Source organism: Anaeromyxobacter dehalogenans 2CP-C, from assembly GCF_000013385.1.
Classification (GTDB): Bacteria; Myxococcota; Myxococcia; order Myxococcales; family Anaeromyxobacteraceae; genus Anaeromyxobacter; species Anaeromyxobacter dehalogenans_B.
Genome location: NC_007760.1, coordinates 3254810 through 3278757 on the forward strand (window position 1 = coordinate 3254810; position 23948 = coordinate 3278757).

Consider the following 23948-nt stretch of genomic DNA (forward strand, 5'->3'; position numbering starts at 1 on the left):
CCTGACCGAACCCTGATCTCGCACCGGCCGCGCGGAGGGGGCAGCTCCCCCCGATCGCCGCCTGCGCTCCGGGCTGGGGCTCACCCCCAGCGCGCCAGCCACTCCCGCTCCCACGCCTCCTTCGCGCGGTGGGCCTCCTCGCCCGGCGGCTCCAGCGAGACGGCCGGGGCCGGCTCCGCGAAGAAGTCGCCGTGGCCGAACGCGGCCACCCCGTCGCCGGTCTCGACCCAGCACTCGCCCATCGCAGCGTAGGCGCCGGCGGGCTCGCCACCCGTCACCTCGGCCGCGATCGCGCGGGCCACGACCTCCGCCTCGCCACGCGCGAACGAGGCGGCCTTCGGGAGCGGCTTGCCCACCTTCAGCGGGATCCCGGTGACGTCGCCGATGGCCCACACGCGCTCGAACCGGGTCCGGAGCGTCGCGCGATCGACCGGGACCCACCCGCTCTCGCCGGTGAGGCCCGCCTCCCGCACGGCACGCGGGGCGCGGTGCGGCGCGACGAACGCGAGCAGGTCGTATGCGGCCGATGCGCCGTTCGAGAAGTCCAGGCGACGCGCCGCAGCGTCCGCGCGCACCACCTGGTGCTCCGGATGGTAGGCGATGCCCTTGGTCCCGAGGAGCCCGCGCACCGCGGCCGAGACCGCCGGGCCGGCCACGCCCATGGGCCCCGGCTCCGCGGCATACAGGTCGATGCTGCACCGCGCGCGGACGCCCCTCCGGCGCAGGCTCCACTCGACGAGCAGCGCCGTCTCGTACGGCGCGGCCGGACACTTGTACGCGGGCGCGGCGGTGAGGACGACCACCCGGCCGCCGTCGAGCCGGGCGAGCGCGTCGCGCAGCGCGACCGCGCCCTCGATCGAGTAGAACGAGTGCCCCGCCTCGGCCAGGCCGGGGACCGCCGAAGCGTCGAGGTCCGCCCCCAGCGCGACCACGAGGCGATCCGCCGCGAGCGCTCGCCCGGCAACGGTCACGCGGCGCGCCGCCGGGTCGATCTGCTCGACCTCGCCGGTCACCACCTCGATCCCGTGACGCGTGAGCCCGGAGATGGGCCGCGCGACGTCCTCCGGCCGGACCTCGCCGACGATGATCCGCAGGAGCGAGGCTCCGAGGACGAACCGGTCGGAACGCTCGACCACCGTGATCCGGTGGTCCGGTGGGAGCAGCCGGCGCAGCTCGGTCGCGACGACGTTGCCGCCGACGCCGCCGCCCAGGACGAGGACGCTCGGGTTCATGACGACCTCCGCGCGGCTGAGATGCAGGGCGCGTGCGTCCGTCGCAAGCCCCTGTCAGTGCGCGTCCGCCGTCCGCGGCGCCGTCGCCTGGCCCGCGGACCGTCCGGAATGCCCCGCGCCCCCATCCTCCTGAGCTTCAGGAACAAACGCGCGGTCCACCCGGCTCGGCATGCGCTTCAGCCAGCTCACCGGTCGCCTCCCGGCCACCCGGGCCGCCGTGGCCTCACGCCCATTGGGCGCGTCGCGGCGCCGTCCGGTCGCGGGATCTCATGGGCAGGGACCTTGGCGTGCGGCAGGCGGGAGCAGCGGCTCCAGGAACGGGGTGGCGCGAGCCGCGCACCGGCATCAGACATCCGGGCGAGGAAGGGAGGCGCGCATGGACCAGCCTGCCGCAAGGTCGTTCGTCCGGAGCGTTCACGGCGTCCGATACCAGGTGAAGGACGTCGCCCGGTCGGTGGCGTTCTACACGCGACAGCTCGGGTTCGAGCTGAAGCACCAGCAGCTACCGGCGTTCGCCAACGTCTCGCTGGGTGAGGTGAGCCTCCTGCTCAGCGGTCCCGGCGCCTCCGGGTCGCGACCGATGCCGGGGGGTCGCCCGCAGGAGCCGGGCGGCTGGAACCGGGTCGTGCTGCGGGTGGACGACCTGCCCGGGTTCGTCGCCGAGCTGAAGAAGGTGGGGGTTCGCTTCCGCAACGACGTGGAGACCGGCCCTGGCGGTCGCCAGGTCCAGATCGAGGACCCGGACGGGAACCCCGTCGAGCTCTTCGAGCCCGCTGGCGCGCCGGCAGGCGCGCGGCCCTGACGACCGTCGCCTCCCGGTGTCGCCGCCGAGGTGGCGGATGGACGAGGCGCTACGGAGGCGTGCGGCCGGACGACGCGGCCCGCCGTCGGTCCAGTCGGTCGCTCACGCGGTACGATCGCCGCGCCATGGACAAGGATCACCTCGCGTTCATGATCCGCGACAGCGTCCGCGCGCACGGCCCCAAGACCGCCATGCGCTACAAGGAAGGCGGCGCCTGGAGGTCCATCACCTACGCGGACCTGGGCGAGCGGATCCGGGCGGTGGCGAAGGCCCTGCTCGAGCGCGGCGTCCAGGAAGGCGACCGGGTCGGGATCTTCGCGCGGAACGCGCCGGAGTGGGCCATCGCGGACTTCGGCATCCTGAGCGCGAAGGCGGTGTCGGTCCCCATCTACGCCACGAACACCACCGCGCAGGCGGAGTACGTCGCGACCGACGCCGGGCTGAAGCTGATCTTCGTCGGCGACCAGGCCCAGTACGACAAGGTCACTTCCTTCCAGGCCGGCGGGGCGCCATCACCGTGGGTGATCGCGTTCGACCGGACCACGCGGCTCTCCGGCGGCCGTTCCCAGCACTTCGACGACTTCGTCCGGGACGGCGCGGCGTCGCCCCGCGACGCGGAGCTGGAGCGGCGGCTCGAGTCGGCGACGAGCGACGACGTCGCGACGATCATCTACACCTCTGGGACGACGGGCGATCCGAAGGGCGCGGTGCTGACGCACGCCAACTTCTTCCACCAGTTCCGGGCCGTGGACGCCCGGTTCCAGGTCGGCGCCCAGGACCGGAGCATCTGCTTCCTCCCGCTGAGCCACGTGTACGAGCGGCTCTGGTCCTACTACGTGTTCCGGAGCGGCGCCGAGAACGACTACCTCGCGGATCCCAAGGACGTCGTCGCCTGCATGCCCGAGCTCAGGCCGACCGCGATGGTGAGCGTCCCGCGCCTGTACGAGAAGATCTGCGCCGCCGTGCTCGACCGCATCGGCAAGGCGTCCGCGCCGAGGCGGGCGCTGTTCCGGTGGGCCATGGCGGTCGGCAAGGAGTACGGCCATCGCAGGAAGGCGCGGCGGCGCGCCGGGCCGCTGCTCGCGCTCCGCCACCGCGTGGCCGACGCGCTGGTCCTCTCGAAGATCCGCGACGTCGTGGGCGGCGAGAAGAACTTCTTCTCCGCCGGCGGCGCGCCCCTCTCGCAGGAGGTCGAGGAGTTCTTCTTCGCCGCCGGCCTGCTCATCTGCCAGGGCTACGGGCTCACCGAGACCTCGCCCATGCTCACCTGCAACGCGCCCGGCGCGTTCAAGTTCGGCACCGTCGGCCGTCCCGTCCTGGATTGCGAGCTCAGGATCGCGAAGGACGGCGAGATCCTCGCCCGCGGCGGCAACGTGATGAAGGGCTACTACCGGAGGCCCGCCGAGACGGCGGCGGCCTTCGAGGACGGGTGGTTCAAGACCGGCGACGTGGGCTTCATCGACGACGAGGGCTTCCTGCACATCACCGACCGCATCAAGGACCTCATCATCACCTCGGGAGGCAAGAACATCGCGCCCCAGCACATCGAGGCCATGTTCGGCAGCGAGCCGTACGTCGAGCACGTGGCCGTCCTCGGCGACCGGCGCAACTACGTGAGCGCCCTCGTGGTCCCGGCGTTCCCCGTGCTCGAGCAGCACGCCCGCGAGCACGGCATCGGCTTCGCCTCGCGCGAGGAGCTCGTGTCGCGCCCGGAGATCGTCGCCCTCTACCAGGAGCGGATCGAGCACGTCAACCGGCGCCTCGCCGGGTTCGAGCAGATCAAGCGGTTCACGCTCATGCCCGCGGAGTTCACGCAGGACGGCGGCGAGCTGACCCCCACCCTCAAGATCAAGCGCCGCGTCGTCGTGCAGAAGCACCGCGCCGTCATCGACGCGATGTACGCGGGAACGGCGAACGCCGGCGCGCGTCCGGCGGTCGCGCCATCCCCGGGCCGGCACTGACCGCGAGGTGCTTCAGCCGGAAGCTCGCGCCCGTCGCCGCCCCCGATCAGCGCGCCGCGGGTGAGGAGCCCAGCGCGTCCCCGAGCGCCCGGAGGAGCGCGGCGCCGTCGCCCTCCCAGGCCTGCCCGTGCATGCACGCGAGCGTGGTGGGCCGCCGCGCGGCGAGCTTCTCGACGAGCGGCGAGAGGCTCCGCGTCCCGCTGAAGTAGTCGAGCCCGCGCCGGAGCGCCTCGCTCGGCCCGAGGATGTCCCCGGCGGTCACGGCCGGCCCCTCCGCGCAGCCGGGCTGCGTGAACAGGTCGCCGCAGAGCAGCGTCCCGGTGCTGCCGTCGAAGAGGTACCCGCACTCCCAGCCGTGCGGCAGGTGCGGGGCGTCGATCCAGGTCACCTCGTGCCGGCCGAGCCGGAGCGCCTCCCCGTCGGCGAGCGCCCTCGGCGCCCGGTCCGCCACGTCGGAGATCGAGACCATCGCGGCGATCCGGCCGCACAGCGGCTCCGCCCTCGGCGCCGCCGCCAGCCACTCGTTGAGCGAGCCGCACTCGTCTGCCTCGTAGTGCGAGAAGCCGATCCACCGGAGATCCTCGACCGGCATCACCGCGGCGACCGCCTCGCGCACGAGCGGGAAGAGCCGCCGCGGCCCGGTGTGGAACAGGAGCGGCTGCTCGTCCACGACGAGGTACTGGTTGAAGCTGAAGCCGCCCGACACGGCCGCCGGCGGGATGGGGGTGGAGATGCGGAAGGTGCCCGCGGCGACCTCGTCTACGCGCGTTCCGGAGCCGGTGTTCGTCAGCATGTGGGGTTCCTCGCCTCCGGCGCCCGAGGGCCGGGCGCCTCCAGCGCGGAGGTGTCACGGCCGCCCGGGCCGTTACGGCGCCTCGGAAGGGGCGGCCGGGGCGCGCCGGCCCTCCCGCCGTTATGCGGTCGCGCATGGGCTGGGCGGGAACCACGGCGGACGCGCCCGACGACGCGTCGGACGGAGCGCTGGCGCGGCGCGCCGCCCGCGGCGACCGTGCGGCCGAGGAGGCGCTGTGCCGGCGCTTCCGGCCGCGGATCCGCCTGTACGGGCTGCGCCACCTGCGCGAGGAGGCCGCCGCGGCCGACCTGGCGCAGGACGTGCTCGTGGCCGTGATCGCCCGCCTGCGCGCCGGCGCGGTGCGCGAGCCGGACCGCCTCGCCTCGTTCGTGCTCTCGACGTGCCGGCAGCTCGCCGGAAGCGCCGTCCGCACCGCGCGCCGGCGCGAGGCCCTCCTGTCCGCCGAGCCCCTCCCCGCCCCGCTCGATCCGCCGGCCGAGCCGCTCCCGCGCGATCGCCTCGCGCGCTGCCTCGAGGCGCTCGCGGCCCGTGAGCGCGCCGTCGTGGTGGCGACCTTCTACGCGGAGCAGCCCGCCGAGGCGATCTCGCGGGATCACGCGCTCAGCGCGGCCCACGTCCGCGTGCTGCGCCACCGCGCGCTGCGCCACCTGCGCACCTGCCTCGGCCTCGAGGAGGCGGCCGGATGAGCGCGGATCCTCGCTGCCCGGGCTGGGACGACCTCTCCGACTGGTGGGCCGGCGATCTCGCGCAGGCGGAGCGGGACGCGCTCGAGGAGCACCTGCTCGCGTGCGAGGCCTGCGCAGTCCGGGCCGCTCGCCTCGCCGACGTGGCGGGTGGGATCGCCGCGCTGGCGCGGGCCGGCGCGGTGGCGGGGCCCTCAACCGCGGCCGTGCTGGCCCGGCTCGAGCGCGACGGGCTCCGCGTGCACCGGTACCCCATCGCCGCCGGCGAGGTCGTCCCCTGCTCGGTCTGGCCCGAGGACGAGGTCATGGCGGCGGTGCTGGACGTGCGCGGCCTCGCCGCCGGCGAGGAGGGCCGCTTCGATCTCCTGGCCCGCGTCGGCGACGAGCCGCCGGTCAGGGTGGACGACGTGCCGCTCGACCGGACCACCGGCACGGTGGTGTGGCTCTCGGTCGCCGCCCGCGAGCGGCGGCGCTCCGCCACCCGGGTGTCGTTCCGGCTGATCCGCGTGGCCGCCGGCGGCGAGGCGGTGGTGGGCGAGTACGGGCTCGCCCACGAGCCCTGGACCGGCCCCGCCTCCCCGCGCTGAGCGACCCTCGCCCGCCGCCCCTGCGGCGCGCCTTCACCGGTAGAGCACTCGGGGCAGCCAGAGCCCGATCTGCGGGAACACGTAGAGCAGCACGAGCGCCAGGATCTGGATGGCCATGAACGGCATCATCCCGGCGAAGATCTGGTTCAGGGTCACGTGCCGGGGCGCGACGCCCTTCAGGTAGAACGCCGCCATGGCCACCGGCGGCGACAGGAACGCGGTCTGGAGGTTGAGCGCCACCAGCAGCCCGAAGAAGAGCGGGTCGATCTCGAAGTGCCCGAGCAGCGGGATGAAGATGGGCATGAAGATGACGATGATCTCGGTCCACTCCAGCGGCCACCCGAGCAGGAAGATGATCGCCTGCGCCAGCACCATGAACTGGATGGGCGTGAGGTCGAGCCCGAGCACCCAGCGCTCGATGAGCCCCTGGCCCCCGAGCAGCGCGAACGCCGCCGAGAAGATCGACGAGCCCACGAACAGCCAGCACACCATCGCGGTCGTCTTCGCGGTCAGGAACACCGACTCCTTCAGCACCGACCACCTGAACTGCCGGTAGGCGCCGGTGAGCACCATCGCGCCGGCGGCCCCGAGCGCGGCCGCCTCGGTCGGCGTGGCCCACCCGAACACGATCGACCCGAGCACGGCGAGGATGAGCGTGGTCAGCGGGAAGAAGCTGGTGAGCAGCATCTTCAGGATCTCGAGCCGCTCGAGCGTGAAGACGCCGTAGTGCACGGCGAGCGCGGCCAGCGCCGCCGCAACCGCGATCCAGAACGCCGCGGGGGCCGGCTTGCGGTCCGCCGGCGCGGCGGGCGCCGGAGCCTCCGCGCCGGCCTCGCGGACCTCCTCCACCGCGGCGGTCGCCCCGGCCGCCGGCCCGGGCTCCGCCCCCGCCTCCGCCGGCGCCCCGTCGTCCTCCAGCGGCGCGAGCTCCGCGCCCTGGTACGCCTCCGCCGGCGCCGCCTCGCCGTCGCCGACCTCGGCCAGGCCGCCGGTGTCCACCACGCGCTCGGCGGTGACGACGCCGTGCACCGCCGCGATCCCGAGGGCCAGCGCGATCGCCGGCAGGAGCGCGGTCGCGAGCTGGCGCCCCGCCCACCGGCGCCCGACGCCCGGCGGCGGCCGGGTCAGCGCCCCGAGCAGCGCCGGGACGGCCAGGCGGCGCCGCCCCCCCGCCAGGATCCGCGACGGCTCCGGCAGCGTGACCGTCCGCTCCTCCGGCGTGGCCGGCGGCGCGAGCGAGGGCCGGAGCCGGGCGATCACCACCACGTACGCGACGTACAGGCCGGCGAGCAGCAGGCCGGGGAAGAACGCGCCCGCGTACAGCTGCACCACCGAGACGCCGGCGGTGGCGCCGTAGAGGATGAGCATCACCGACGGGGGGATGAGGATGCCGAGGCAGCCGCCCGCCGTGATCGCGCCCGCCGACAGCTTGATGTCGTAGCCGGCGCGGAGCATCGCCGGGAAGGCGAGCAGGCCCATGAGCGTCACCACCGCGCCGACGATGCCGGTGGCGGTCGCGAACAGCGCGCAGGTGGCGAGCGTGGCGACCGCGAGCGAGCCCGGCACGAAGGCCATGGCGAGGTGGAGGCTCCTGAACAGCCGCTCGATGAGGTTGGCGCGCTCGACCAGGTACCCCATGAAGACGAACAGCGGGATCGAGATGAGCACGTCGTTCGTCATCACCGCGTAGGTCCGCTGGACCATCAGGTCGAGCGTCTGCTGCGTGGCGATGGCGGGGTCGTCGAAGCGGTACGCCAGCCAGGCGAAGAGCACGCCCATGCCCATGAGCGTGAACGCGGTGGGGAAGCCCAGCATGATCGCGACCACCACGAGCGACAGCATGAGCAGCCCGAGGTGGCCGGTGGTCATCTGCGACGGGGCGGGCATGATCCACGCGGTGATCGCGACGATCACCGCCATCATGCCCAGGCCGAACCAGAGCTCCTTCCTCATGGCCGCGTGTCCTTCCGGCCGGACTCGGGCGGCTCGGTCCCGGGGCCGCCGCCCTCGCGCCGGACCACCAGCGCGTCCAGGGCGGCGAGGTCCTCGTCCTTCACGTGGACGAGCTCCTTCAGCTTGTCCACGTCCACCTCCTCCACGTCCTGCGTGCGCGACGGCCACTCGCCCGCCCTGAGGCAGGCGAGGCAGCGGACGATCTCGACGAGGCCCTGCAGCAGCAGCAGCCCGCCCGCCATCGGGATGGCCGCCTTGAACGGGTAGATGGGCGGGCCGTCCACCGTGACGGTGGAGTGCTCGCGGATCGCGAACGACTCCGCGGCGTACGTCCACCCCGCGTACACCATCGCCAGCACGCCCGGGACGAAGAACGCCACGTACAGCACGAGGTCGAGCCCGGCCTGGACGCGCGGCGGGAAGAAGCCGTAGAGCACGTCGCCCCGCACGTGGCCGCTCTTCGCGAGGGTGTAGGCGCCCGCCATCATGAACAGGACGCCGTACATCATGATCTGCGCGTCGAACGACCAGGCGTGCGGGGCGTCGAGGAACTTGCGCGAGAAGACCTCCCACGTCACGAGCCCGGTGATCGCCACGATGAGCCAGGCGAACGCCTGGCCGACGGCGGTGGAGAGCCGGTCCACCGCGAGGAGGATGCGCTGCATGCGGCGCTCCTACGTGGCCTTCTTCTTCCCGCCGAAGAAGTGGTTGTAGGCCATCTTGAAGTCCACGTTGGTGTCGTTCTGCCAGCGCGCCGCGCGCTGCGCGAACCTGCGCTGGGACTCGAGGACCTTCTTGAACGTCGGGTTCTCCGCGGCGCGCTTCTCCATCACCTGGTCCCAGATCTCGAGCTGCCGCTTCAGGATCTCCGGGCGCGTCGAGTAGAACTTCACGCCCTGCTTGTCCCGCATCTCGAAGTAGTCGCTGGAGTAGCGGTCGATGGCCTTCCAGCTCATGTCCGCGGACGCGGCCTGCGCGGCGATCGAGATGATGGACTTGAGGTCGGCCGGCAGCGCCTGGAAGCGCTTGCCGTTGAACAGGATCTCGAACTGCTCCGAGCACTGGTGGAAGCTCTGCAGCATGCAGATCTTCGAGACGTCCGGGAACCCGAGCACGCGATCCGAGGAGGCGTTGTTGAACTCGGCGGCGTCGAGGAGGCCCCGGTCCATCGCCGGCACGATCTCCGCGCCGGGCAGCGCGTTCACCGCGGCGCCCAGGCCGTTGAAGATGTCGATGGAGAGGCCGACGGTCCGGAACTTGAGCCCCTTCATGTCGTCCGGCTTCGCGATGGGCTTCTGCTTGAACCAGCCGAGCGGCTGCGTCGGCATGGGCCCGTACATGAGCGAGACGACGTCCAGGTTGAGCGACCTGTAGATCTCCTCGAGGAGCTGCCGGCCGCCGCCGTAGTGGTGCCACGCGAGCACCATGTTCGGATCCATCCCGAACGCGGGGCCGGAGCCCCACAGCGCCAGCGCGGTGTTCTTGCCGTACCAGTAGGCGACCACGCCGTGGCCGCCGTCGAGCGTGCCCTTCGAGACCGCGTCGAGGAGGTCGAACGCCTTCACCACCGAGCCGGCCGCGAGGACCTCGATCTTGAGGCGCCCGCCGGACATCTCGTTGACCTTCTTCGCGTAGTCGAGCGCGAACTCGTGGAAGATGTCCTTCTGCGGCCAGGTGCTCTGGAAGCGCAGCGTGATGGGCGCCTGCGCGACGTGGATGGTGGGCGCCGCCGCCCCCGCCGCCACGCCCGCGGCGCCGAGGGCTGCCTTCTTCAGGAACGAACGGCGGGAAGCCTTCGGGGCGGTGTCCGGCTGGGACCTGCTCGTGGTCTTCTTCATGCGCGCTCCTCCCGGAAATCGGGGTGGTCAGCGGTTCTTTGTGCTGCCCGGGGCGCCGGCAATCCTTCGTCGGGGTACAGCGCGTCGGTTCGCGCGCCGGAGGCGTGTCACGCAGCGTCAATCCGGAACCGTCCGGGGCGCGACGCGCCGGGATCGGGTCCCCTCGACGAAGGTCACCGGGCGTGGCGCCGCGGCGCGTCACGCGCCGGCGCGGGGCGTGGCGCCGCGACCCTCGGGGACGGCTCAGCTCGCGATGCCGTCGAGCGCGGCGGCGCCCACCACGCGGCCGTCCACGAGGCGCACGCGCCACACGCCACCGTTCGGGACGACGCGCGGCGCGACCGCCCCGGCGACCGGGCCGCCGTCGAGCACGGCGGACAGGAACGCCCGCATGACTCCACCGTGCGTGACGAGCACCGCGGGCGAGGCGAGGCGCTCGGCGGCCCGGTGGATGGCCGGCACCACGCGCGCGAGGAGCGCCTCGGCGGTCTCGCCGCCGGGCGGCGGCGTGCGGGGATCGGCGACGTGGCGCGCCCACGCCTCCGGGTGGCGCGCCGCGCACTCGCCGCGCGTCAGCCCCTCCCACGCGCCGTAGCCGCGCTCGCGCAGGTCCGCGTCCAGCAGCGCGACCTCCAGGCCCAGCGCCCCGCCCACGATCTCCGCGGTGCCGCGCGCGCGGGAGAGATCGCTCGCGCCGATGGCGCGGACGCCCTCGGCGCGGAGCCGGGACGCCAGGGCGAGCGCCTGCGCCCGTCCGTTCGCGTTGAGCGGCACGTCGGTCTGGCCCTGCAGGCGCCCGGCGGCGTTCCAGTCGGTCTCGCCGTGGCGGACGAGGAGGAGGTGGCGCTCGGGCGGCGGCATCGGCCCGAACCTACCCTCCGCGCGCCCGGACCGCCAGGCGGGGCTCAGTACGGCGTCCCGTCCTTGTGCACGAAGCGGCGCCGACCGTCGGGCCCGGGCACGAGCATGAGGTCGTCCATCGGGTAGATCACCTGGTCCCCGGTGGCGCGATCGCCCACCTCCAGCACGACCACGTCGTGCCCGGTGCGGTTCTCCAGGTGGTGGGCCCGCCCGCTCGCGGGGAAGCCGGCGCACATGCCGGGGGCGAGCTGCACGTCGCCGTCGTCGGTGACGAGCGTCGGGTGGCCCTCGAGGACGTACACGAACTCGTCCTGCACCGTGTGGCGGTGGTGGATGGCCGAGGTGTCGCCCGCGGGCAGCCGCATGAGGTTGACGCCGAACGCCCTCAGGCCGAACGGATCCCCGAGGGCGTGCTTGACCCGGCGCGAGAGGCGCGTCGCGAACGGCTCGGGGACGAGCTGGGCGCCCTTCCGCGACGGCGCGGTGGCGGCCTCGATGGCGATGGGCGGAACGGGCGGGCTCATGCGGTGCTCCTCGAAGGCAGGACGGAGGGGCGCGGAGCATACCCCCTGGCCCGCTCCCGTCCGCCTCCCCTGCCGGGGATCGCCGCGGCCCTGGCGCTTCAGGGAGCGCTCGACGAGCCGTGCCGACGGGCGGTCCCCGCCCCGGGAGCGCGCGCGGTGGGCGAGGCAGCGGGAGCTCGCGGCGCTCCCGGCCCCGGTCGCACTCCGACGAGGGGACCTGGTTGCACCCGCGGTGCGGTGACCGGCCCGTGACGCGAGGCGCGCACGGATGGAGGACCATGCGTGCCCTCCTCGTGCAGTCCCGCTCCCCGCGCACCTACTGGAGCTTCGAGCACAGCCTCCCCTTCATCGGAAAGGCCGCCACCATGCCGCCGCTGGGGCTCGCCACGCTCGCGGCGCACCTGCCGGACCGCTGGGAGCTGCGGCTGCGCGACCTCGAGGTCGGCCCGCTCGACGACGCCGACCTCCTCTGGGCGGACGCGGTGCTCGTCTCCGGGATGCTGGTGCAGGCTCCGTCGATGCGCGAGGTGGTCCTGCGCGCGCGCGCCCTGGGCCGTCGCACGGTGGTCGGCGGCGCGGGGCCGAGCAGCGCGCCCGAGCGCTTCCCCGAGGCCGATCACGTCTTCCGCGGCGAGGCCGAGGGCCGCCTCGACCTGCTGGTGCGCGCGCTGGCGGGCGACGTGCCGGCGGCGCCGCGCGACCTCTCTCCCGAGGGGGACGGCCGGCCCGACCTCTCCCTGGCGCGCGTCCCGCGGTTCGACCTCGTGGACCTCTCGCGCTACGCCAACGCCTCGCTGCAGTACTCGCGCGGCTGCCCGTTCCACTGCGAGTTCTGCGACATCGTCGAGCTGTTCGGGCGCGTGCCGCGGGTGAAGACGCCGGAGCAGGTGGTCGCGGAGCTCGACGACCTGCACGGGCGCGGCGCCCGCGGCGCGCTGTTCTTCGTGGACGACAACTTCGTCGGCAACCGGCGCGAGGTGGCGCGCCTGCTCCCGGTGCTCCGGGCCTGGCAGGAGCGGCACGGGTTCCCGTTCCAGCTCTGCACCGAGGCGAGCCTCGACCTCGCCGGCGCCCCCGAGCTCGTCTCCGCGATGGTCGCCGCCGGCTTCCAGGAGGTGTTCGTCGGGATCGAGACGCCCTCCGCCGCCGCGCTCGCCGAGACCGGCAAGCGCCAGAACCTCCGCGTGCCCGCCGCCCGCGCCGTCGAGGAGCTCACCCGCGCCGGCCTGGAGGTGTTCGCCGGGTTCATCGTGGGGTTCGACAGCGAGGGCCCCGACATCTTCGACCGCCAGCTCGAGCTCATCTCCGGCCTGCCCATCCCGAGGGCGATGGCCGGGGTGCTGATGGCGCTCCCCGGCACGCGCCTGTGGCGGCGCCTCGAGGCGGAGGGGCGCCTGCGGGAGGAGAGCGCGGGCGACAACTGCGCGCGGCCGAACTTCGTGCCCGCCATGGACGAGCGGGCGCTGCTCTCCGGCTACCGGCGGCTCGTCGAGGCGCTCTACGCGCCCGCGGCGTTCTACGCGCGCTGCGCGCTCGTGATCGACCAGCTCCCGGTGCGCGCCCGCGCGGTCGCGGACGCGGGCGCCGACGAGGGCGCCCTCGCCGCGCTGGGCAGGGTCGCATGGGGGATCGGCGTCCGGAGCCCGCGCCGGCGGCTGTTCTGGCGCCTCGTCGCGCACGCGCTGCGCCGCGGCGCCGGGGCCGTCCCCCGCGCGCTCGCGCTCGCGGTGATCGGCGAGAGCCTCATCCCGTACACGCGAGAGGTGGTGCTCCCGCGCATCGACCGCGCGCTCGCGGAGCTCGGGGCGCGGGCGAGCACCCCCGTCGCCGGCGCGGCGGCGGTCCCGGGCCTGGCCGGCTAGGGCACGGCCCTCCCGGCGGCGCGTCAGCGCGACCGGCGCGCCGCCAGCTGCCTGGCCTGGATGGCCGTGAGCGCGATGGTGAACACGATGTCCTCGACCAGGCACCCGCGGCTCAGGTCGTTCACCGGCCTGGCGAGCCCCTGCAGCATCGGCCCGATGCTGACCACGTTCGCGCTCCGCTGCACGGCCTTGTAGGTGACGTTCCCGGTGTTGAGGTCCGGGAACACGAACACCGTCGCGCGGCCGGCCACGCTCGACCTGGGCGCCTTCTGGCGCGCCACGTCGGGCATGACCGCCGCGTCGTACTGCAGCGGCCCGTCGATGGCGAGGTCCGGCCGCGCCGCGCGCGCGAGCTCGGTCGCGCGCTTCACCTTCTCGACCTCCTCGCCCGCGCCGCTCGTGCCGGTCGAGTAGGACAGCATGGCCACGCGCGGCTCGATGCCGAACGCGGCGGCCGAGTCGGCGCTCTGGACCGCGATGTCGGCGAGCTGCTCGGCGGTGGGCGTCGGGTTCACGGCGCAGTCGCCGAACACCAGCACCTGCTCCGGCAGGCACATGAAGAACACGCTCGACACCAGGTTGCAGCCGGGCACCGTCTTCACGATCTGGAGGGCCGGCCGGATGGTGTGCGCGGTGGTGTGGAGCGCGCCGGAGACGAGCCCGTCCGCCTCGTCGAGCGCCATCATCATGGTGCCGACCATCACCGCGTCGCCCAGTTCCTGGGCGGCCTGCGCCGCGGTCATCCCCTTGGCCGCGCGCCGCTCGACCAGCGGCGCCACGTACCAGGGCGCGACCCGGGCCGGATCGACGATCTCGATCGAGGGCGGCAGCGTGACGCCCTGCCGGCGCGCGACCTCGTGGACCTCGTCGGCGTCGCCGAGCAGCACGCAGCGCGCGATCCCGCGCTCCTGCGCGATGGCGGCCGCCGCCACGGTGCGCGGCTCGGCGCCCTCTGGCAGGACGATCCGCTTGTTCGCGGCGCGCGCCGCCTCCACCAGCCGCTGCCGGAACGCGGGCGGCGAGAGGCGCCGGACGCGGGTGGTCGCGGCGCGGGACCGCAGCCAGGCGGGGTCGATGAGATCGGCCACCGCCGTCATCACCCGCTCCACCCGCACCGCGTCGTCGGGGGGCACCTGCAGGTTCATGCCCGCCACCGCGGTCGCGGCGGCGTAGCTGCCCTGGTCCACGGCGAGGACCGGCAGCCCGGCCCGGAGCGCGGAGTCGCACATCTCGAACACGTGGGGCTCGGGCTCGACGCCGCCGGTGAGCAGCACCGCGGCGAGCGGCACGCCGTTCAGCACGGCCAGCGCCGCGGCGAGCAGGATGTCGCTCCGGTCGCCGGGGGTGATGACGAGCGTGCCGGGCCGGAACGTCTTGATCGACCCCGGCACCGCCATCGCGCACAGCGCCACGTGCCGGATGCGCCGGCCCTCGAGGTCGCCGGAGCGGACGACCCGCGCGCCGATCGCCTCGGCGAGGTCCTTCACGCGCGGGGCGGCGAGGTCGCCGCGCGACGGCACTGCCGCGATGGGCCGGAGCCGCTCCGCCTCCAGCGCCGCGCGGTAGGCCTCGATCTCCGCCGCCGGGAGCTCGCCCTCCTCGCCCGCCTCCAGCCAGATGGGCCGGGACTCGCCCACGCGGGCGGCCGGCGCCGGGGGGGCGACGCGGTTCAGGAAGCAGCTCACCGGCTCGCCGTCGCCGAACCCGCCGAGCCCGCGCGCCGCGATCGCCATCGCGTCCGCCAGCTCCGCCGGCGTCTCGCCGCGGGGAGAGCCGACCAGGACCAGCTCGGCGTCGAGCGCCTTCAGCATGAGCGCGTTGACCCGCGTCGAGTGCACCATCCCGGGCTCGGGCCACATGCCGGCGACCACCAGGACGTCCGCGCCCTCGGCGGCGCCCGCGCAGAGCGCCACCACCCGCTCCATCAGCGTCTGGTCGTCCCCGGCGGCGAGCAGCGCGTCGGCCTCGGCGCGAGGGATCGGGTCCGGCGGCCGGAGGCTCGACCCGAGCCGGACCAGGGCCGAGACGCGGTCCTCGCCGCGCGCGGCGATGGGCTTCGCGAAGGCGACGCGCACGCCCTGGCGATCCAGGGCGCGCACCAGCCCGAGGCAGGCGGTGGTGAGGCCGACCTGGCGTCCGGCCGGCGCGAGGAGGAGGACGTGGGCCATCTGCGTGCGCTCCCCGGGCCCTAGGCGAAGGCGCGCCGCACGGCGGCGGGCGCCTCCGCGTCCGCGTGGCCGTGCGCGGCCGCGATCTCGGCGGTGTCCATGGCGATCATGAGCTCCTCGTTGGTGGCGATCACCGCCGCCATCGGGCTGGTGGTCCGGGTGATCCGGCCCCGGAGCGCCTTGCCGTGGAACGCGTTGGCGTGGGCGTCGAGCGCGAAGCCGGCGAAGCCGAGCAGCTCCACGATGCGGGCCCGGACGTCCACCGCGTTCTCGCCGATCCCGCCGGTGAACACGAGCGCGTCCACCCGGCCCAGCGACACGAACATGCCCGCGGCGGCCTTCGCGACGGAGTAGCAGAACTTGTCGATGGCGAGCGCGGCGCGCTCGTGCCCGCTGGCGGCCGCCTCCTGCAGCGTGCGCATGTCGTTCGACAGGCCGGAGATGCCGAGCAGGCCGGAGTTCCGGTTCAGCTCGTCCATCACGTGGTCGGCGGTGCAGTGCAGCGCCTTCTTCATGTGCGCGATGATCGACGGGTCGATGTTGCCGCTGCGCGTGCCCATCACCACGCCGTCCACCGGCGTGAGCCCCATGGTCGTGTCCATGCTGGCGCCGTTGCGGACCGCGGCGAGCGAGCAGCCGTTCCCGAGGTGCGCCGTGACGACCGCGTGGTCCTCGGGGTCGAGGCCGAGCTGCTTCACCGCCTGCTGGGAGACGTACCGGTGGCTCGTGCCGTGGAAGCCGTACCGCCGCACCTCGTGCTTCGCGAACCACTCGTACGGCACGGCGTACAGGTACGCGCGCGACGGCATGGTCTGGTGGAACGCGGTGTCGAACACCGCCACCTGCGGCAGCGCCGGGAACAGCTCCTGCGCGATGCGGATGCCGAGCAGGTTGGCCGGGTTGTGGAGCGGTCCGAGCGGGATGCACTCCTCGATCTTCGCGACGACGGCGGGCGTGATGGGCATCGAGCCGGAGAACTTCGCGCCCCCGTGGACGACGCGGTGCCCGACGCCCGCGATCTCGCCCGCCACCCCGAGCTCGTCGAGGAGCTCGACCACCGCGCGCAGGGCCCGCTCGTGCCCGGCCCCGTGCAGCAGGCGCGACTCCTTCCTGCCGTCCACCTTGAAGTCGAGCGTCGCCTGCGCCGAGCCGACCCGCTGCGCGACGCCCGAGACCAGCTCACGGCCGGTCACCGCGTCGATCACCGCGAACTTCGCCGACGAGCTTCCGCAGTTCAGCACCAGAACGATCACGCCATCTACCTCCACGAGACGAGGGCTCCGTCGCGCCGACGGGCACGGAGTCTGGACGGGACATGGGGCTGGAGCCGTAAGCCTCGCGGACGCGATGGCCTCGGAGCGGTCACGGTCTCATGTGGGGCGCGCGGCGCGCAAGAGCCACTCGCGGCATTTCCGCGCACGGACGCGCCCGCGCTTGATCGAGGTCACGGCCACGCGCTGACGCGTCGCGGCGCGCGGTGCGCTCGATTATCGGTACGCCATGCGGACCCTCGCCATCGCCGGCGCCTCGGGCCTCGTCGGCTCCCTCGCGCTCCGGCACCTGCTCGCCCGCGACGACGTCGGCCGGGTGATCGCGATCGGGCGGCGCGCGCTGCCGATCGAGCACGCCAGGCTCACCTCGCGGATCGCGGAGCTCCGCGATCCGGCCGCGCTCCGGCGGGCGCTGCCGGAGCCGGTGGACGTCGCGGTCTGCTGCCTCGGCACGACCATGAAGCAGGCCGGGTCGCGGGAGGCGTTCCGGGCGGTGGATCTCGAGGCGGTGGTCGCGTTCGCCGAGGCCGCGCGGGCGAGGGGCGCCCGGCGCTTCGTGCTGGTGAGCTCGCTGGGCGCGAGCCCGCGCTCGGGCAACTTCTACCTGCGGACGAAGGGCGAGGCCGAGGCGGCGCTGGCGCGCCTCGGGTACCCGCAGCTCACGGTGCTCCGCCCCTCGTTCATCGACGACGGCGGCGCGCGGAAGGAGCCCCGGCTCGGCGAGCGGCTCGCGCTCCCGCTCGCCCGCGCGGCGTTCGCGGTGCTCGGCAGGGAGCGCCGCCACGCGCCCGTCCCGGCCGACGCGGTCGCCCGCGCGCTCGTCCGGCTCGCGCTCGACGACGCCGCGGAGCCCGTCCGCGTCGTGGAGAGCGAGCGGCTGCACGCGCTCGGGCGCTGAGGCTCAGCCCCCGGGCCGCTCGACGAGGACCAGGTCCGAGCGCTCCTGCACCTGCTCCAGCACCAGCTCGCGGCCGTCGGGCGACACGTCGAAGTCGCGGACGTCGAAGTCGGGCGGCAGCACGATGAGCGGGCGCGACGCGCCCGACGCGAGGTCCACCGCCGCGAGGTGCTTGCGGCGGATCTCGCCCCGCAGCACCGCGATCGACCGCCCCCCGGGGAGGAACGCGACGTGCCGCTCCCCTCGCGTGAGCGTGAGCGGCGGCATCCGGTGCGCGCTCCCGTCGGCGTTCACCGCCTTCAGCGGGAACGTGGTGCCGACGTCCGCGCCGGTGAAGGCGAAGAGATCGCCCGCCGGTGACCAGGCCGGGTCCGCCGACGGCTCCGCCACCAGCGGCGCGGGTGCGCCGCCCTCGAGCGGCACGCGGAACAGCCTCGGCGCGCCGTTCACGATGGCGCCGACCGCGAGCGACGCGCCGTCCGGCATCCACGCCGGCGCGCCGGAGAGCTGGAGCGCGTCGGTGACCACGCGCCCGCCGGTGCCGTCCGCGTCCACCACGCGGAGGCGGGTCCGCCCGCCCTCGCGCGTCCAGAACGCGATCCGCCGCCCGTCCCTGCGGACGGCCGGCGCGCCGGCGATCCGCGCCCCGGGCTGGCTCCAGAGCTCGGTGCTGGCGCCGTCCTGCAGCTTCCACAGGCCGTCGCCGGCGCCCTTCGCCGAGACGTAGACGAGGTATCCGGGCCCGAGCCGCGGAGACCCCCCGGTCCCGGTGGTCAGCGGGATCGGCCGCGCGCCGGCGAGATCCGCACGATCCGGTCCGAGCGCTACGCGCCAGAGCGTGCGCTTCGGGCTCGCCTGCGTGAGGACCAGGCGCCGCCCGTCGGCGCTCGCCGCGAGCGAGGTGTACCGCTCGGCGCCCGTCCCCACGCGCCGCGCGACCCCGTCCTCGACGTCGAGCGCGTGCAGCCACGGCCCGGAGCCGTCGGCGTCCGTCGCGAGGTAGAGCAGCATCCGCGCGTCCACGAACACCGGGTGGCTGACCACGCCGTCGTGATGGGTCAGGCGCTCCGGTGCGCTGCTGCCGTCCGCCCGGATCCGCCACAGGTCGAGGCGGTCCGGGAGCGCCCCCTGCACGAAGTACACGAACCTCTGATCGGGCGCCCAGGTCTGGAAGTGCGCGTGCAGCCCCGCCGGCGCGGAGAAGAGCCGGCGGCCCTCGTGCGGCCGGCCGGCCTCGCTCACGTACATCGGATCGCCCGGGCCCGGCGTGTGGTGGACGAGGCGCGTGCCGTCGCGGGTCCAGGCGTACTCCGCCGCGCCCTCCAGGTACGGCCGCGGCGGACCGCCCAGCAGCGGCACCGCCCAGATGCCGATGTCCGGCGGGTCCGAGCCGGTGCGTCCGCGGGCCCAGAAGGTCACCAGCGAGCCGTCCGGCGAGAAGCCCAGCGTCCGGATCGAGGGGTTCACCAGCTCGGGCGCGCTCCCGCGCGTCAGGTCCAGGAACTGCCCGGAGCCGACCTGCGTGAGCCACACGTCCACCCGCCCGGCCCGGTCCGACAGGAACGCGACGAAGCGCCCGTCGCCGGAGATCGCGGCCGCCTGCTCGACGCCGCCGAAGTCGGTGAGCGGCACGAAGCGGGCGCCGGCCAGCGGATCGCGCGTCGAGGCGGCCTGCCGCTGGAGGAGCCAGACCGCGCCCGCGCCCACCGCGGCGGCCGCCGCGACGGCCGCCGCCGCGAGCAGCACCGCCGGCCGCGAGGTCCCCACGTGCCCGCTCGCCGCCTGCCCGCGACTGGCCGGCTCGGGCGCAGGCGCCGTTCCCGGGTCGCCCGCGGGGTCACCCTCCTGGCCACCCTCCGCCGGCCCCTCGCCCGGCGCGCCGCCCGCCGCCCCGGCGCTCCGGCGGCGCGCCCACGCGTCGAGATCGGAGCGAAACGCGTAGACCGAGCCGAGCTTGTCGTGCAGGTGGCGGTGCACCGGCATGCCCTCGCGCCGCTCCCAGCGCTGCACGGTGGTGACGTCGCGCCTCAGGTAGGCCGCGATCTCCTTCCACGACTCGAGCCGGTCCGACGCGGGACGCGCCGCGCCGGAGGCCCCTCCGGGAGTCGAGTCGGGCATGGTCACCCCCCGCGTCCGCCCCGCCGCGCCGAGGGCGAGCCGGACGACCGGGTATGTAGTCGGGGGGCGGTGCGCGCCGCAATCGACGCCGGGCGCGGCGCGGCCCGGGCCACCGCGCCGCGCCAGCCGGCCGGGTCACTCGCAGGCGATGCCGAAGCGGCCGCAGAGCGCGTCGTTCGTGACGTCGCGGATCCAGCGCGCCGACTGCTCCATCGTCGTGCGGAAGTGCAGCCCTCCCCACACCCGCGCGTCGGCGTTCTCGTCGGGGATGGCCGCGAGCGACGCGTAGCGGCGCGACGGCACCTGCGGCCAGCCGGCGACCTGGCTCCCGGTGCTCGTCAGCGTGACCGCCATGTCGCCGAACAGCAGCCGGAGCGAGGTGGCCATGGCGCTCCCGTAGCAGCCGTGTCCGGCCGGATACTCGGGGTGGTTCGCGCGGACGAGCGGCGTCCAGAGCGGCTCCGGCTCGGTCCGCTCGTTGCCGTCCTCGTCGGCGCGCTGGATGGCCTGGAACGGGCGCCAGCCCAGGTAGTGGTACTTGCTCTCGAAGCACGCGAGCATGGCCTCGCCGCCGGCCACGCCGATGGCCGCGAGCGCCCGCGCCGTCTCGAGCTCGTCGAGGTTCCGGGCGGCCACGAGGTCGCGGGTGTTGCGCTGCCACAGCGTGAAGCCGCTCTCGGTCCAGAACTGGACGACGTCGGTCATCGCGGGGGTCCGCGAGGCGCTCTCCTTGCGTCCGTACTCCCTCACCTCGGCGAGCGCGTCCGCGTACCTCGCCGAGCGCAGGTTCGGGGGCGGCGGCGCCCGGCGGGCGCCCGGCGACGGCGCGGTCAGCGGGATCACGAACGCCATGGCATGGTCGGAGGCGCCGGCGGTCGCGTAGGCGTTCGCGACCGGGGTCGCCTGCCACACGCCGGGCTCGGCGGGCGGGTTCGCGAACGTCGCCGCGTCGTAGAAGTGGTCGCCGCTCCTCGCCGCCAGCACCGCCTGGGCGGCCGCCTCGCCGACCGCCACGCCGTCCGCCTTGGCCGCGCCGTCCGGGATGGCGGCGAGGAACGCCGTGTACCGGTCCTGGAACGCGGTCCGCGACGTTCCCGCGTTCACGCGCGCGATGCCGACCCGGTACGCCGCCGTCGCCACGGCGGCGTCGAGGTCCGCGCCCGCGGGCGCGGGCACCGGCGCGAGGAACGGCGGGTAGCGCCCACGGATCGCCACCACGGCGTCGTAGACCGCGACCTGGATGAGCGACGCGGTGTACGCCTGCGCGGCGTTCCCGCGGCCCGGGAAGCCGGCGACGAGGTCCTGGGCGTAGGCGTGCCAGGTCGTGACCGCGTTCGCCCCGAGCACGGCGGACCGGCTCGCCGCCGGCCCGGCCGCCGCGTCGTCCGCTGCCAGGCAGGCGGTGGCGAGCCATCCGACCGCGAGCGCGGCGCATCGGCGCCGGGCGATCGTCCTCGCCTTCGCCCCCCGCGGGGCGGCGCCCGCGACGGCGGTCGAAGGCGTCCGGGGAACACGCTGCTCGATGCTGCAGGGAACCAGCTCAGGGGCCTCTCGCATGACCGGCTTCCTCCTCGAGGGCTCGTCTCGAGCCCGCGGCGGAAGCCTCGGACGCGGACTGATCCCGGTCAAAGCGCGATCGGCGGGATCGCCAGGGATCCCGCGCGTTGCCGTCGAACGCCGCCCATCGCCGCGCGGTTTGGGGTTGCGTGCCCCCCCCTCGCGAGGCCCGCGACGCGGCGTGGGGCGCCGGTTAGAGCCTCCCGTCCAGGAAGGCGCCCCGCACCACGTCGGGCGCCGGGAGACTCCCATGCCGACCCTCATCCGCGCGCCCACGGTCATCCCCGCGGCGGGCACGAAGCCGAAGGTGATCCAGGAGTTCGTGGGCCGCGTGAACAGCGGGACCGAGGCGGTCAGCATCGCCCGGATGGTGAGCCCGGAGGGCTGGCGCGAGCCCGGGCAGACGCCCGAGTTCGACGAGTACACGCTGGTGCTCCGGGGCAGCCTGCGCGTGGAGAGCGCCTCGGGGGTGATCGACGTCGGGCCCGGGCAGGCCGTGGTCGTCCCCCGCGGCGAATGGGTGCGCTACAGCACGCCCACCGCCGAGGGGGCCGAGTACGTCGCCGTCTGCGCGCCGGCGTTCGCCCCCGGGCTCGTGCACCGCGACGCGTGAGCGCGAGCCGGCGCGCGGGTTCCCTACCTGCGCTGCGTCGCGGGCACCGCCGCGGCGGACGCGGCGGTCCCGACGGCGAGCCGCGTGGCCTTCACCTCCGCCTCGCGCGAGAGGTCGATGGACTCGCCCAGGATGCGGGCCAGCTCCTGCGGCGCGTGGAAGCCCATGGAGTTCTCGGCCGCCACGAAGTCGAGGCGCCACTGCGCGGCCCGCTGCAGGTTCTCGAGCTCCTGGAGCGCCGGCGTCTTCGCGATCACCTCGCGCCACGAGGCGAGCAGGTTGGCCTTCACCTCGGCCCCCATCTTCTTGTCCTGATCCTCCTTCGGCAGCTTCTGGAACGCGTCCTGCTTCGCGAGCGTCTCCTTCGCCTTGGCGGTGGCCGCGGCGAGGTTCCGCTCGTCGTAGGGCTTCCGCACCGCCACGATGGCGTCGATCATCGCCACGGCGGCGTTGCCGGCGCGGGTGAGCAGCGCGAAGTGACGATCCTGGATGGCGAGCACGCGCGCCTTCAGCTCGTCGTCGGTCAGCGGGTGGCAGGTCGCGCAGGCGCGGTTCGGCTGGAGCAGCGGGCTGCGCACCCAGTGGTCGGAGTACTTCTGCGCGCCCTCGCGCTTGTACGGCATGTGGCAGTCGGCGCAGGTGACGCCGCTCCGCGCGTGGATGCCCTGGCTCCACACCTCGAACTCGGGGTGCTGCGCCTTCAGCACCTCGAACCCGGTCTCGGCGTGCACCCAGTCCTTGAAGCGCTGCCCCTTGACCTGCAGGTTGTCGTAGAGGTGCTCGGCGTTCTCGACCTTCAGCCCCTCGGCCCACGGGAACAGCAGCGTCATGCCCTTGCCGCAGAAGTACTCGACGTGGCACTGGCCGCACACGTAGGCGCGGCGCTCCTGGCGCGTCGAGTCGAGGTTCGGATCGTAGGGCTTCGACCGGTCGCCCTTGCGCCAGCGATCGATCGACGGGAGGTGCGGCACCTCGGCCGAGCCCGCGGCGAGCTTCTGGATGCCGGCGATGAAGCCGGGCCGCGAGACCCGCACCTCCATCGACGCCGGGTCGTGGCAGTCCACGCAGGAGACCGGGTGCGCCTTGCCGCCGCCCATGTCCTCGAGCGCCTTGTGCGCGTCCCAGTAGCCCATCTCCGCCACCTTCGCGAGGCCGGCCTGGAGCTGCTCGGCCGGCGAGCCCTGCGGCGCCGCCTCCTTCCCGAGCTTGCGGTACAGCGGCATGATCGAGCCGTGGCAGTGGAGGCAGTTGCCGGACTGCTTCCCCTCGCCCGGGACGTTGCGCTTCGTGATCTCCTGGTCCTTCAGCATGAACGCGTGGCCGCGGCGGTCGCGGTAGTCCACCGCGAACAGGTAGCCGGCGAACACGCGCTTCAGCCAGGGATCGCGCTCCGCCTTCTGCGGCGCCATCTCGCCCTCGGCGGTGCCGATCGCGCCGCCGTACTTCGTGCTCGTCCGCTCGGCGGTGCGCTTGTAGTCGTCGAACTCGCGCGGCCAGTTCTTGCCCCACTTGGCCGGGTCGGTGTCGTCCTCGCCGACCTCGACCACCCGCACGTACGAGAAGCGCGCCTCCGACTTCTTCTCGCTGATGTTCACCAGCAGCATCGCGACGCCCACCGCGACCAGGGCGAACACCCCGGCCACGAGCGCGATGAGCAGCGCGCGGTTCTTGGTGGGCTGGGTCTCGGCGGGCATTGCGTGCTCCTTCTCCGGGGCTGCGGGACGGACGGGCGGATCAGCGGATGTGGCCCACGTTGCGGTGGCACCGCACGCAGGAGACGTCGCCCCCGTGCGCGATGTCCTCGACCACGGCGGCGTGGCAGCGGCGGCAGTTGTCCTCCACCACCTTGGCGCTCTCGGGGCGGGCCTTGATGGCGTCGGGGTAGCCCCCCATCGTGAACGCCATCGAGTGGTGATAGCCGTTGGTGGCCTTCACCCAGTACTTGGGGACGAAGGCCGCGGGCGTGTGGCAGTCGTTGCACGTCGCGACGGCGTGGTGCGTGCCCGCCAGCCACCCGGCGTAGTGGCCTTCCATCACGTGGCAGTTGGCGCAGGTCCTCGGGTCGTTCCCGAGGTACGAGGACCCCTTCGCGTAGTCGAACGCGAAGGCGCCGAGCCCGAGCGCCAGCCCGGCGGTGGCCGCCAGCACGAGCGACAGCGGGAACACGGACACTCCGCGGCTCGATGGCATGGACCCTCGAACGTCG

General features: G+C 74.4%; 20 protein-coding genes. 7 read left to right on the forward strand and 13 right to left on the reverse strand.

Annotation, left to right across the window (positions count from 1 at the left end; all coding sequences use genetic code 11):
- Nucleotides 1-80: 80 nt before the first annotated feature.
- The gene (locus ADEH_RS14925) at nucleotides 81-1232 is read right to left on the reverse strand and encodes an NAD(P)/FAD-dependent oxidoreductase (protein ID WP_011421936.1); all 1152 of its coding nucleotides are present in this window, start codon (nucleotides 1230-1232) and stop codon (nucleotides 81-83) included.
- Between the two features lie 376 nt (nucleotides 1233-1608).
- Here ADEH_RS14925 and ADEH_RS14930 point away from each other — a divergent pair, with 376 nt between their 5' ends.
- Nucleotides 1609-2034 carry a VOC family protein gene (locus ADEH_RS14930; RefSeq protein WP_011421937.1) on the forward strand — a complete coding sequence of 142 codons (426 nt, stop codon included), beginning with the start codon at nucleotides 1609-1611 and terminating at the stop codon, nucleotides 2032-2034.
- A 125-nt stretch (nucleotides 2035-2159) separates the two neighbouring features.
- On the forward strand, nucleotides 2160-3995 hold the full coding sequence (locus ADEH_RS14935) for an AMP-dependent synthetase/ligase (protein ID WP_049760105.1): 1836 nt from the start codon (nucleotides 2160-2162) through the stop codon (nucleotides 3993-3995).
- Between the two features lie 46 nt (nucleotides 3996-4041).
- Here the strand turns inward: ADEH_RS14935 and ADEH_RS14940 are convergent, their stop codons facing one another.
- Nucleotides 4042-4788, reverse strand: a complete 747-nt coding sequence (locus tag ADEH_RS14940; RefSeq protein ID WP_011421939.1) for an MBL fold metallo-hydrolase — start codon at nucleotides 4786-4788, stop codon at nucleotides 4042-4044.
- Between the two features lie 134 nt (nucleotides 4789-4922).
- Here ADEH_RS14940 and ADEH_RS14945 point away from each other — a divergent pair, with 134 nt between their 5' ends.
- Nucleotides 4923-5495, forward strand: a complete 573-nt coding sequence (locus ADEH_RS14945; protein ID WP_041453575.1) for an RNA polymerase sigma factor — start codon at nucleotides 4923-4925, stop codon at nucleotides 5493-5495.
- Nucleotides 5492-6079, forward strand: a complete 588-nt coding sequence (locus ADEH_RS14950) for a zf-HC2 domain-containing protein (RefSeq protein ID WP_011421941.1) — start codon at nucleotides 5492-5494, stop codon at nucleotides 6077-6079. Before ADEH_RS14945 ends, ADEH_RS14950 begins: the two co-directional genes overlap by 4 nt.
- A 33-nt stretch (nucleotides 6080-6112) precedes the next feature.
- Here ADEH_RS14950 and ADEH_RS14955 read toward each other — a convergent pair whose 3' ends face one another.
- The 5 genes from ADEH_RS14955 to ADEH_RS14975 all read right to left on the reverse strand — a co-directional run bounded on the left by ADEH_RS14955 (nucleotide 6113) and on the right by ADEH_RS14975 (nucleotide 11255).
- Entirely contained in the window at nucleotides 6113-8032 is a 1920-nt protein-coding gene (locus ADEH_RS14955) for a TRAP transporter large permease (RefSeq protein WP_011421942.1), read from the reverse strand.
- Nucleotides 8029-8697 (reverse strand): TRAP transporter small permease subunit, encoded by a 669-nt coding sequence (locus ADEH_RS14960; RefSeq protein ID WP_011421943.1) that lies wholly within the window; start codon nucleotides 8695-8697, stop codon nucleotides 8029-8031. The genes ADEH_RS14955 and ADEH_RS14960 overlap by 4 nt, the downstream gene beginning before the upstream one ends.
- A gap of 9 nt (nucleotides 8698-8706) precedes the next feature.
- The gene (locus ADEH_RS14965) at nucleotides 8707-9870 is read right to left on the reverse strand and encodes a TRAP transporter substrate-binding protein (RefSeq protein ID WP_011421944.1); all 1164 of its coding nucleotides are present in this window, start codon (nucleotides 9868-9870) and stop codon (nucleotides 8707-8709) included.
- 243 nt (nucleotides 9871-10113) lie between these two features.
- Nucleotides 10114-10731: a histidine phosphatase family protein gene (locus ADEH_RS14970; RefSeq protein ID WP_011421945.1), complete on the reverse strand. Its 618-nt coding sequence runs from the start codon at nucleotides 10729-10731 to the stop codon at nucleotides 10114-10116.
- Between the two features lie 44 nt (nucleotides 10732-10775).
- On the reverse strand, nucleotides 10776-11255 hold the full coding sequence (locus ADEH_RS14975; protein ID WP_011421946.1) for a cupin domain-containing protein: 480 nt from the start codon (nucleotides 11253-11255) through the stop codon (nucleotides 10776-10778).
- Between the two features lie 278 nt (nucleotides 11256-11533).
- On the opposite strand from ADEH_RS14975, the gene ADEH_RS14980 reads away from it, so the two are divergent.
- A complete protein-coding gene (locus ADEH_RS14980; RefSeq protein WP_049760106.1) occupies nucleotides 11534-13117 on the forward strand; it encodes a B12-binding domain-containing radical SAM protein in 1584 nt (527 codons plus the stop codon).
- Nucleotides 13118-13140: 23 nt separating this feature from the next.
- Here the strand turns inward: ADEH_RS14980 and pta are convergent, their stop codons facing one another.
- Both pta and ADEH_RS14990 read right to left on the reverse strand, forming a co-directional pair.
- On the reverse strand, nucleotides 13141-15285 hold the full coding sequence (gene pta / locus ADEH_RS14985) for a phosphate acetyltransferase (protein ID WP_011421948.1): 2145 nt from the start codon (nucleotides 15283-15285) through the stop codon (nucleotides 13141-13143).
- Nucleotides 15286-15305: 20 nt separating this feature from the next.
- Nucleotides 15306-16538 carry an acetate/propionate family kinase gene (locus ADEH_RS14990; protein WP_049760107.1) on the reverse strand — a complete coding sequence of 411 codons (1233 nt, stop codon included), beginning with the start codon at nucleotides 16536-16538 and terminating at the stop codon, nucleotides 15306-15308.
- A gap of 247 nt (nucleotides 16539-16785) precedes the next feature.
- Here ADEH_RS14990 and ADEH_RS14995 point away from each other — a divergent pair, with 247 nt between their 5' ends.
- Nucleotides 16786-17454, forward strand: a complete 669-nt coding sequence (locus tag ADEH_RS14995) for an NAD(P)H-binding protein (RefSeq protein ID WP_011421950.1) — start codon at nucleotides 16786-16788, stop codon at nucleotides 17452-17454.
- Nucleotides 17455-17457: 3 nt separating this feature from the next.
- Here ADEH_RS14995 and ADEH_RS15000 read toward each other — a convergent pair whose 3' ends face one another.
- The gene (locus tag ADEH_RS15000) at nucleotides 17458-19572 is read right to left on the reverse strand and encodes a PD40 domain-containing protein (RefSeq protein WP_011421951.1); all 2115 of its coding nucleotides are present in this window, start codon (nucleotides 19570-19572) and stop codon (nucleotides 17458-17460) included.
- A 135-nt stretch (nucleotides 19573-19707) separates the two neighbouring features.
- On the reverse strand, nucleotides 19708-21129 hold the full coding sequence (locus ADEH_RS15005; protein ID WP_011421952.1) for a vanadium-dependent haloperoxidase: 1422 nt from the start codon (nucleotides 21127-21129) through the stop codon (nucleotides 19708-19710).
- A 250-nt stretch (nucleotides 21130-21379) separates the two neighbouring features.
- Here ADEH_RS15005 and ADEH_RS15010 point away from each other — a divergent pair, with 250 nt between their 5' ends.
- Nucleotides 21380-21742 carry a cupin domain-containing protein gene (locus ADEH_RS15010; RefSeq protein WP_041453577.1) on the forward strand — a complete coding sequence of 121 codons (363 nt, stop codon included), beginning with the start codon at nucleotides 21380-21382 and terminating at the stop codon, nucleotides 21740-21742.
- A 23-nt stretch (nucleotides 21743-21765) separates the two neighbouring features.
- Here ADEH_RS15010 and ADEH_RS15015 read toward each other — a convergent pair whose 3' ends face one another.
- Both ADEH_RS15015 and nrfH read right to left on the reverse strand, forming a co-directional pair.
- Complete coding sequence (locus tag ADEH_RS15015; RefSeq protein ID WP_011421954.1) at nucleotides 21766-23436, reverse strand: ammonia-forming cytochrome c nitrite reductase subunit c552; 1671 nt, start codon at nucleotides 23434-23436, stop codon at nucleotides 21766-21768.
- A 40-nt stretch (nucleotides 23437-23476) separates the two neighbouring features.
- Nucleotides 23477-23932, reverse strand: a complete 456-nt coding sequence (gene nrfH, locus ADEH_RS15020; RefSeq protein ID WP_011421955.1) for a cytochrome c nitrite reductase small subunit — start codon at nucleotides 23930-23932, stop codon at nucleotides 23477-23479.
- Nucleotides 23933-23948 lie beyond the last annotated feature (16 nt).

Excerpts from the sequence above, each read along its gene's own strand:
- nrfH (WP_011421955.1), bottom strand. The coding sequence starts at position 23,932 with ATGCCATCGAGCCGCGGAGTGTCCGTGTTCCCGCTGTCGCTCGTGCTG.
- ADEH_RS14950 (WP_011421941.1), top strand. The coding sequence starts at position 5,492 with ATGAGCGCGGATCCTCGCTGCCCGGGCTGGGACGACCTCTCCGACTGG.
- ADEH_RS15010 (WP_041453577.1), top strand. The coding sequence starts at position 21,380 with ATGCCGACCCTCATCCGCGCGCCCACGGTCATCCCCGCGGCGGGCACG.
- ADEH_RS14965 (WP_011421944.1), bottom strand. The coding sequence starts at position 9,870 with ATGAAGAAGACCACGAGCAGGTCCCAGCCGGACACCGCCCCGAAGGCT.
- ADEH_RS14955 (WP_011421942.1), bottom strand. The coding sequence starts at position 8,032 with ATGAGGAAGGAGCTCTGGTTCGGCCTGGGCATGATGGCGGTGATCGTC.
- ADEH_RS14945 (WP_041453575.1), top strand. The coding sequence starts at position 4,923 with ATGGGCTGGGCGGGAACCACGGCGGACGCGCCCGACGACGCGTCGGAC.
- ADEH_RS14930 (WP_011421937.1), top strand. The coding sequence starts at position 1,609 with ATGGACCAGCCTGCCGCAAGGTCGTTCGTCCGGAGCGTTCACGGCGTC.
- pta (WP_011421948.1), bottom strand. The coding sequence starts at position 15,285 with ATGGCCCACGTCCTCCTCCTCGCGCCGGCCGGACGCCAGGTCGGCCTC.
- ADEH_RS14925 (WP_011421936.1), bottom strand. The coding sequence starts at position 1,232 with ATGAACCCGAGCGTCCTCGTCCTGGGCGGCGGCGTCGGCGGCAACGTC.
- ADEH_RS14975 (WP_011421946.1), bottom strand. The coding sequence starts at position 11,255 with ATGAGCCCGCCCGTTCCGCCCATCGCCATCGAGGCCGCCACCGCGCCG.
- ADEH_RS14995 (WP_011421950.1), top strand. The coding sequence starts at position 16,786 with ATGCGGACCCTCGCCATCGCCGGCGCCTCGGGCCTCGTCGGCTCCCTC.
- ADEH_RS15000 (WP_011421951.1), bottom strand. The coding sequence starts at position 19,572 with ATGCCCGACTCGACTCCCGGAGGGGCCTCCGGCGCGGCGCGTCCCGCG.
- ADEH_RS14960 (WP_011421943.1), bottom strand. The coding sequence starts at position 8,697 with ATGCAGCGCATCCTCCTCGCGGTGGACCGGCTCTCCACCGCCGTCGGC.
- ADEH_RS15015 (WP_011421954.1), bottom strand. The coding sequence starts at position 23,436 with ATGCCCGCCGAGACCCAGCCCACCAAGAACCGCGCGCTGCTCATCGCG.
- ADEH_RS14980 (WP_049760106.1), top strand. The coding sequence starts at position 11,534 with ATGCGTGCCCTCCTCGTGCAGTCCCGCTCCCCGCGCACCTACTGGAGC.
- ADEH_RS14970 (WP_011421945.1), bottom strand. The coding sequence starts at position 10,731 with ATGCCGCCGCCCGAGCGCCACCTCCTCCTCGTCCGCCACGGCGAGACC.
- ADEH_RS15005 (WP_011421952.1), bottom strand. The coding sequence starts at position 21,129 with ATGCGAGAGGCCCCTGAGCTGGTTCCCTGCAGCATCGAGCAGCGTGTT.
- ADEH_RS14940 (WP_011421939.1), bottom strand. The coding sequence starts at position 4,788 with ATGCTGACGAACACCGGCTCCGGAACGCGCGTAGACGAGGTCGCCGCG.
- ADEH_RS14935 (WP_049760105.1), top strand. The coding sequence starts at position 2,160 with ATGGACAAGGATCACCTCGCGTTCATGATCCGCGACAGCGTCCGCGCG.